This is a genomic window from Desulfobacter vibrioformis DSM 8776 (assembly GCF_000745975.1).
GTDB lineage: Bacteria > Desulfobacterota > Desulfobacteria > Desulfobacterales > Desulfobacteraceae > Desulfobacter > Desulfobacter vibrioformis.
Genome location: NZ_JQKJ01000057.1, coordinates 1 through 6,673, shown reverse-complemented (window position 1 = coordinate 6,673; position 6,673 = coordinate 1). Strand labels below are relative to the sequence as shown.

Below are 6,673 nucleotides of genomic sequence, written 5' to 3'. Positions count from 1 at the left end.
AGGCATTTTCTTCCGGAGGAATAAATCATCAATAACCAAAAGATCTGCCTGTGTAAACAGTTTGAAGACTTTTTTTCGATTTTGAGTCTGTTCAGACTGTTTGCCAGAATTCCGGATTTTACGTGAAACGTTACAGGAGGAGCCGGATTATGGCAAACTTATGTTTGGCCTGTAACAAAAAAGCCGTCCTGGGAGCCGTCAGCTCCTGGGATGGCTTATGTCAAGTTGGATAACTTGTTGTTTTTAGTGGTGATCCCACCGGGAATCGAACCCGGGTTTCCGGCGTGAGAGGACTTTAATACCACCCCATAAACACTGAATCCCCTGGTTTTTCGTTACAAGGGAAATAAAAAAACACATGAAATACACAGCGTTTTGTATCCGTGTTTGTATCCGACATTAATACATCACCAGTTGAGCCTCTGCTCCCAAAGACGTTGTTATTGCTGTGAATGCCACAATAGCCCTTTATTTCAGTACGTCTTTTTTTACATACCTCATTTTTTCATCTTCTCTTGGATAAAACCCGCAACCAAAACCGCAACCATTTTAAACCTGTGCGTTACAGCACACTTGTATATATTGGGTTTGCATTCGCTTGGGTGTTGCGATGATCCGTTACATGAAGTATGATTCTATCATACCATTTTAAGAGGTGATTATATGAGACAAGATAAGGCCGAAAAAATAACAATCACCATTCCCCCTGAAATGCTGTCAGTTATAAAGAAAAAAGTCGATGAAGGTTTTTATAGCTCGACCAGCGAACTTATCAGGGCCGCTGTGAGATTATGGCAGCAAAGAGAGGATGAGCACGAAGCACGGCTTCAAGCTATCCGTATGCGTTTGGAACATTCAGAACAAAATGGTGATCCCGTACCGCTTCGATCAGCATTTGAAAGAATTGAGTATTTGCACAAACAAAGGTCGGAAAAATCTGCGAATGGATAAATATGATGTCTTTTTGATGCCTAACGCAATTGAAGACCTTGAAAAAATATATTTTTATATTGCAGAACAAAGCGGTTTTTCGGAAAGGGCTTGGGCATATATAGAAAAGTTAAAAGCGGCATGCCAAAAGCTTGAAAGATCACCTTTGAGAGGACAAAAGCGTGATGACTTAATGGTCGGCCTGAGAATTTATCCTCTGGACAAAAGAACCGTTGCGGCTTTTCTGATTGATGAATCCAAACGAGTTGTCCGGGTTTTGGATATATTTTATGGTGGTCAGGATTATGATGCCATTATGAAATATTAATTTAGCCCAACATGTTAATTGTTCTGAATCAGATTCACTGCCAGGGAATCTTAAATAATTGAGTTTGAATCAAATGGAATACTTCCCGGTCAGATCTGATGGAGGAGTATAATATATAAAATTTACTGGCAGCGTTTTCGGGTAGACACAATATCTGGTGGCCGGATAATTTCGAAAAAAGTGTTCAATCATACCATTAGTGCTTAGTTAACTATGTGCAAAATTGAAGAAAAAATTTGCACACCTTTCCATATAATGTTAATGATTTTATCATTCTTAACTAATCGAGGTTTTCCTATATGGAAGTTGGTCAATACATCAAATATAGTATCGGTGATGTCAAGTTTTCGTGCCACGTGGACGCTGTCCATGCTCAGAAACCGAGTGCGGACATGTACACTGGCGAAATCGTTCAACAGGTAGTTGGCCAGACCGGGGTCGCAGGAATTGTTGCGACCATTTCTCGAAAGGAAATGGATATCAATCGGCCGCCTGCCAAAAGCAATGCGCCAGCCATCAAAGAGTACCGCGAAGCTATTCGAAAAATTCTGGATTCCAAATGTTTAATTGCCGAGAGCGAGGCCGGATTAACTAAGAGGTATTTACACATTGCTGTTCACGGGATGCGAGATGACCATGACCCTCCAACGGACTTCGAAATTGGTACCAGACACGGGAATTCATGTGACGAACCCATTGCGACTTGGTTTCGTGATTTATTGAAATCCCATTTTCCCAGTGCAAAAATTGGAATGAACAATACGTTTCCAGGTGATAAATCGAAGGAATTCCATCGGCGTGGCGACCCTTACAGCGAATACAAAGGGTATGGAGACAACTTTAATACAATACAAGTTGAAATTAGTCGCAAACTACGAACAGGTGATAGGGCAGGCGTTGTCGCATTTCTGGCCGCAATAGTAACCACATTTGACAAACGTTTTAACACAGCCAACAACGTTGACGGATAACCACACCATGCACTGGATTCGAAGGGCCGGACCGTCGACGCCATCACAAATTTGGGCGTTAACGTGCCAATAGCGACTTCATCATTCCTTGCGCCCCATTGATGGTGAACGTTGAAGTGTTGATTATGTCTATGACCAATCGCTATTGTTCAAATTTTTTGAATCCAAATATATGGAGTGCCAATTTAAATCGAAAAACTAAACCCTGATACCATTATTGCGTGGTTCCAATTTTCTGTTTTTAGCATTCATCGAATAGTTGAAAAAACAATTGCGTACAACACAACCTCGCGCTTTAACATAAAAAAAAATTACTGAGAAAAAAATGCCAGAATGGTTGACAGATTTCGCTTCTATTTGTTCAATACTGGGACTTTTTGTTTCTTTATTTGTATGGATTGAAGCAAAAAAAATACGTAAATCGTTTCTTAGGAGGGCAAGACTTCCTGAAATCATGAAGGAAGTTACTCAGGCAAACAACAATCTCTCAAAGAATTTAAAAAATTGGAATGAAAGCAAACGTAATGGCTTTGAACAACTGAGTATCGCAAAAAGCCTCCTTGAAAACTTAGAAGGGAAATTACCAGATAAGGAACGAAAAAAGGTGCGTATATTCTGTAAAAAGCTCGAAATAAAAAAAATGTTAATATTCACTGTACCAATAGCCAATATTGAGGAGGATCAGGCTTGGGAGTTGTACACCCAACTAACAGGATTGATCACAAGTTTAGAACAATTATCGAAAGACTCAAAGTGGGATTAATCATGGAGACTAAAGATAAAATTGAAAAGCTGGCAATCGCCCTAACAAAAGAAACATATTTGGGTCAAATTAAATGGCAAGAAAGAGAAGCTCCCTATTCACTGATCGAAGGCACCAATAATATAATTCCTTTATTCTTGATTGGTATGTACAAAGGTAAATGCATCGGATTATATAGTGTAAGATATAAATATTACTATGACGAGATGCAGTGGTCTTGGACTGAAGACCAAGGAATTTGCTTTATTGGAGAGAATGACAATATAATTTGGGAATATAGTCAGCATTCTGGAGCAGTGGTTAATTTGTTTGAAGCTGCCAGGGAGCAGGCTTCAGGAATAAATGAAATAATCGATGAACTCCTAACTGATTGAGCTAACAAATGTTTCAACTCGACGTTTTCAGCCGCTCCTGAGTCGCTCTGAAAAATGTGGTTTAAACAGGCGTTGACTTTGTCTATAAGTCCTCGGTTTTTTGAAAAACGTCCAGGCGCTATATGTTGTGTTTGCTTTGAAACGCCAAAAATCAATTAGAGCGGATTTCTTTCTGGACTTCCCCCTGGGGCAGATCGAAGATTTTAAGATTTATAATTCTGAGATCCGTGGTAATGTTGTTCTGTAAAGAGTTTGAGCGTGTGCCAGTCGAGTGCTTGAGCCGGTCGGTCTTCCTTGTCCAGCTTGCATTTTGTTAACTCAAAGTCCTTTATTCATCGGTGGTTAACCTGGTTAACTTATTAACCTGCGGTTAACTATTCTGACTCACCAGGGCTTATCCCCGAATCAGACTTCTTTCTGCCTTCCTCTGGAGCCGATACCTCTGATCCCCCAGGGGGTGGATTACTTCCTGGACTTCCTCTGGGGCGTACTTTCTGCCGGATGATTTCCCGATGTGTGTTTTTTATTGGTTGATTTTAGATTGAACTCTAAGTATTTTATTAACTTAAGCAATAATCATGCCATTGCACCAAAATCCCTGATAGGCAGGCAGTTAAATAGCATGGTATCATAATTGCATAAACAAATAAAAATACATATAGTACTATGTATTTTGGATAGCCCCTGGTTTGGTTGTCTTGCAGAACTGGGGCATGGATTGGGTAGCAGATTCGGTTGACCAATGGGAATCCTTTTGTGTCATCAGCGCCTATAAGATACCGCCGCTACTGAGATCGGTGGGAATGTTGCTCTGTAAAGAGTTTGAGCGTGTGCCAGTCGAGTGCTTGAGCCGGGCGGTCTTCCCAGCGTGATTATGTCGGTGTGGACCGGCTGTCAACACAATGTCCCGATGAACAGTCCCATTCCGCGGTAGCCCCGGAATCCTCCCGAAGTGTTGCGTTAACGTGAGATTGTCGAAGTCTGTAATGTCCGGCTCTTGTCAGTCTTCTTATGTTACTACCCCCATCCCTCCTTATAAACCAAAAAAAAACTGTCATACCGCTATAAGACTTTCTCGGCTTATGCCGCTGTACAGCCTTTCGACTCTAAAAAAAGAAAATATATTTTCTCTTGGCCACGCGGCCTGGAGCTCCCTTAGGGTCGTTAAATTGCGTGATTTCTCGCCGCCAAGGGGCTCCAGCATTTAGACATCGTTTTCCGGCGAAAATTACGTGATTTCACGAGCCCAACAACCGAAGGGCGTTAGCCGATGAACCATAGGCCTCCCCAGGGGGCGAAAGAAAAGAGTTTATATAACCGGGCACCACCCGAGCCCCTTCGCGGAGCTGTTTTGCTTCTTGGAAAGAAGGAATTTTCCAAAAGTAATTCCCGTTAGGATCTCAGGCCGATGGCCCCGGGCTCCTCCAGGTGGGGATGAATTTAATGTTTGGATTGGTTTTTTCTATCCAATTGTTTATTTCCTTCTCGATGCCTTCGCTTTCTGCATTCTCTGTGAAAATTTTTACTTTCATAATTTATTTCCTTTTTCCTCAATCCCTAACTGCTGCCTAATCAGCCTACATGTCAGATCTTTTATTTCTGGATGGCGCGGAACCGGGGACACTTTACCATTTGCTGGGTTGATATATAGGTCATGCTTGCCACCATGCCGTTTCAGATAACACCCCTGTTCAACGATCTCCTTAATAAATTTGCGCCGCTTCATGCAATATCTAAAATTATTTCTTCGGTATGAAGCTCCGGTACCGGCAGTCCCATAGCATCCTCTACCAAAAGCTTATATGCATCGGCTATGTTTTCTTTCAGCTCTTCGAGGGTTTCCCCCTGGCTGATGACTCCCGGGATTTCTTGTAGGCGGCCAACATACCACCCATCGTCTTTGCCGTATATTAGTGTGAATTTCATAGTTGTTTTCCTTAATTCTATGTAAATACTTGCATAAAATTTGAATAAATCAGGGTTTCCCCGATATTGTCTGCCTATTTTTTTTGGTAAAGAGTATTAGCCTTTCATCTCCAGAAAAGCTATTTTTTAATAACTCAACCATAATCACCCCTCAACAGTATGAAAATATTGTCAATTATCAGATACGGTCTTTTTCTTTGGTAAGCTCCCCCAAGGTTTTATTCTCTGGAACAGCAATTAATGCTCCTGGGGTAGCGCCTTCTTTCAGTTTGTTCGCAATGTATTCTAAATCTGCGACTGTTCTACGGAAAGTTTGTTCATCTATATTTTCTATTTCCCAAAGGGCGGTTATTGCGTCTTGTTCTTTTTTGGGAAATTTGAATTTATTGTTAGCACTATTGCCGTAAGATTCAGTGGGGTTATTTGCTCCATTTGAATCTATAGTTTCATTCGTGGTCAATAATTTTAATACAAAATCAGCCCCCAAAATTAATTCAACGGCCTTCAAATGTAGTGCATTAACTGGCTTGTTTTGCTTTATACTATTTATGAAAGCAGGGTCCTTACCAATACTTCTTGATAGTTCGCTTGCAAGTCCACGTTTCGAATTGAGAAGGTCAATAAATTTTTTTGCAATTTCAATTTTAAATTTATCTGGATCTATGGGTTCTTTTTTCATTGACAAATAAAATCTATAGGTTTATTAATTATGCAAATAGTTTCATTTACCCTTCAAAAGGATAAACATATGCCCGAATTGTCAGTTTATCATTTTTCAAACGCCGTATCAAAACAATTACCCTATAGATGTCTTGGTTTTTGCATGGGCATGCGTTTCACCGGGACATCGTCCCCCCTGGCATATGGTGTTGGTAGCGCCGCCAGGGGGTTTTCTTTTCTTACAATTCAAGAGAGGAATTAAAAAAAAATGAACCCACAAGAAGCAGCCTACACATTAAAAGAACAACTTCCCACAATAGATTACATCCAAACCGGTCATGGTAAAATCAAGCTTACCCGTGAAATGAAGTCAATCGTTCGGAACAGTTTAGTTCCAATACTTTCCAAAATTGTAACCCAGTATGGATTCAAGCACTTCTGTAGATCATGCGGTAGAGGGCTTTTCTTATCCGAAATACTTCGTGGTTGTTCAGATCTCCGGGGCCTTTGTTCTGATTGCTATGAAAAAGAGCTTCAAGCAAGGGGAGAAGGTTAAAATGTAACCCCCGCGGTCAAAGGATTTTTACATGTCCACTATAAATAACAGGCTAATCAAATGAACCCACAAGACGCAGCATACGCATTAAACAAGCAACTTCCTTCAATAGATTACATCCAGACTGGCTACGGTGATCTCGAACTTACCCCAGAAATGAAAACC

10 protein-coding genes and 1 tRNA gene are annotated in these 6,673 nt (G+C 40.8%); 6 read left to right on the top strand and 5 right to left on the bottom strand.

The annotated features are described in order from the left end of the window. Positions 1-247: 247 nt before the first annotated feature. A tRNA-Val gene (locus Q366_RS21450) sits at positions 248-322 on the bottom strand. A 341-nt stretch (positions 323-663) separates the two neighbouring features. Here Q366_RS21450 and Q366_RS18740 point away from each other — a divergent pair. The 5 genes from Q366_RS18740 (at position 664) to Q366_RS18720 (ending at position 3,366) form a co-directional block, all read left to right on the top strand. Next, entirely contained in the window at positions 664-951 is a 288-nt protein-coding gene (locus tag Q366_RS18740) for a type II toxin-antitoxin system ParD family antitoxin (RefSeq protein ID WP_035242187.1), read from the top strand. Continuing rightward, positions 944-1,258 (top strand): type II toxin-antitoxin system RelE/ParE family toxin, encoded by a 315-nt coding sequence (locus Q366_RS18735; RefSeq protein WP_035242184.1) that lies wholly within the window; start codon positions 944-946, stop codon positions 1,256-1,258. The genes Q366_RS18740 and Q366_RS18735 overlap by 8 nt, the downstream gene beginning before the upstream one ends. Before the next feature lie 299 nt (positions 1,259-1,557). Then, positions 1,558-2,229 (top strand): N-formylglutamate amidohydrolase, encoded by a 672-nt coding sequence (locus tag Q366_RS18730; protein ID WP_051958163.1) that lies wholly within the window; start codon positions 1,558-1,560, stop codon positions 2,227-2,229. A gap of 325 nt (positions 2,230-2,554) precedes the next feature. After that, positions 2,555-2,992: a hypothetical protein gene (locus Q366_RS18725; RefSeq protein WP_035242182.1), complete on the top strand. Its 438-nt coding sequence runs from the start codon at positions 2,555-2,557 to the stop codon at positions 2,990-2,992. Positions 2,993-2,994: 2 nt separating this feature from the next. Further along, positions 2,995-3,366, top strand: a complete 372-nt coding sequence (locus tag Q366_RS18720) for a hypothetical protein (RefSeq protein ID WP_035242179.1) — start codon at positions 2,995-2,997, stop codon at positions 3,364-3,366. A 1,400-nt stretch (positions 3,367-4,766) separates the two neighbouring features. Here the strand turns inward: Q366_RS18720 and Q366_RS22230 are convergent. From Q366_RS22230 to Q366_RS18705, 4 genes are all read right to left on the bottom strand, one after another. Then, on the bottom strand, positions 4,767-4,898 hold the full coding sequence (locus Q366_RS22230) for a hypothetical protein (protein WP_281175509.1): 132 nt from the start codon (positions 4,896-4,898) through the stop codon (positions 4,767-4,769). Next, complete coding sequence (locus Q366_RS22470) at positions 4,895-5,092, bottom strand: type II toxin-antitoxin system HicA family toxin (protein WP_035242176.1); 198 nt, start codon at positions 5,090-5,092, stop codon at positions 4,895-4,897. Before Q366_RS22470 ends, Q366_RS22230 begins: the two co-directional genes overlap by 4 nt. Continuing rightward, a complete protein-coding gene (locus Q366_RS18710) occupies positions 5,089-5,292 on the bottom strand; it encodes a type II toxin-antitoxin system HicB family antitoxin (protein WP_035242173.1) in 204 nt (67 codons plus the stop codon). The genes Q366_RS22470 and Q366_RS18710 overlap by 4 nt, the downstream gene beginning before the upstream one ends. Positions 5,293-5,470: 178 nt before the next feature. Continuing rightward, positions 5,471-5,971: a hypothetical protein gene (locus Q366_RS18705; protein WP_035242171.1), complete on the bottom strand. Its 501-nt coding sequence runs from the start codon at positions 5,969-5,971 to the stop codon at positions 5,471-5,473. Between the two features lie 249 nt (positions 5,972-6,220). Here Q366_RS18705 and Q366_RS21445 point away from each other — a divergent pair, with 249 nt between their 5' ends. After that, positions 6,221-6,508, top strand: coding sequence for a hypothetical protein (locus tag Q366_RS21445; protein ID WP_156968239.1), 288 nt, complete (start codon positions 6,221-6,223; stop codon positions 6,506-6,508). Positions 6,509-6,673 lie beyond the last annotated feature (165 nt).

What these genes read in the sequence shown, in the direction of transcription:
- Q366_RS18740 (WP_035242187.1), top strand. Translation starts at nt 664, where the DNA reads ATGAGACAAGATAAGGCCGAAAAAATAACAATCACCATTCCCCCTGAA.
- Q366_RS18735 (WP_035242184.1), top strand. Translation starts at nt 944, where the DNA reads ATGGATAAATATGATGTCTTTTTGATGCCTAACGCAATTGAAGACCTT.
- Q366_RS18730 (WP_051958163.1), top strand. Translation starts at nt 1,558, where the DNA reads ATGGAAGTTGGTCAATACATCAAATATAGTATCGGTGATGTCAAGTTT.
- Q366_RS18725 (WP_035242182.1), top strand. Translation starts at nt 2,555, where the DNA reads ATGCCAGAATGGTTGACAGATTTCGCTTCTATTTGTTCAATACTGGGA.
- Q366_RS18720 (WP_035242179.1), top strand. Translation starts at nt 2,995, where the DNA reads ATGGAGACTAAAGATAAAATTGAAAAGCTGGCAATCGCCCTAACAAAA.
- Q366_RS22230 (WP_281175509.1), bottom strand. Translation starts at nt 4,898, where the DNA reads ATGAAAGTAAAAATTTTCACAGAGAATGCAGAAAGCGAAGGCATCGAG.
- Q366_RS22470 (WP_035242176.1), bottom strand. Translation starts at nt 5,092, where the DNA reads ATGAAGCGGCGCAAATTTATTAAGGAGATCGTTGAACAGGGGTGTTAT.
- Q366_RS18710 (WP_035242173.1), bottom strand. Translation starts at nt 5,292, where the DNA reads ATGAAATTCACACTAATATACGGCAAAGACGATGGGTGGTATGTTGGC.
- Q366_RS18705 (WP_035242171.1), bottom strand. Translation starts at nt 5,971, where the DNA reads ATGAAAAAAGAACCCATAGATCCAGATAAATTTAAAATTGAAATTGCA.
- Q366_RS21445 (WP_156968239.1), top strand. Translation starts at nt 6,221, where the DNA reads ATGAACCCACAAGAAGCAGCCTACACATTAAAAGAACAACTTCCCACA.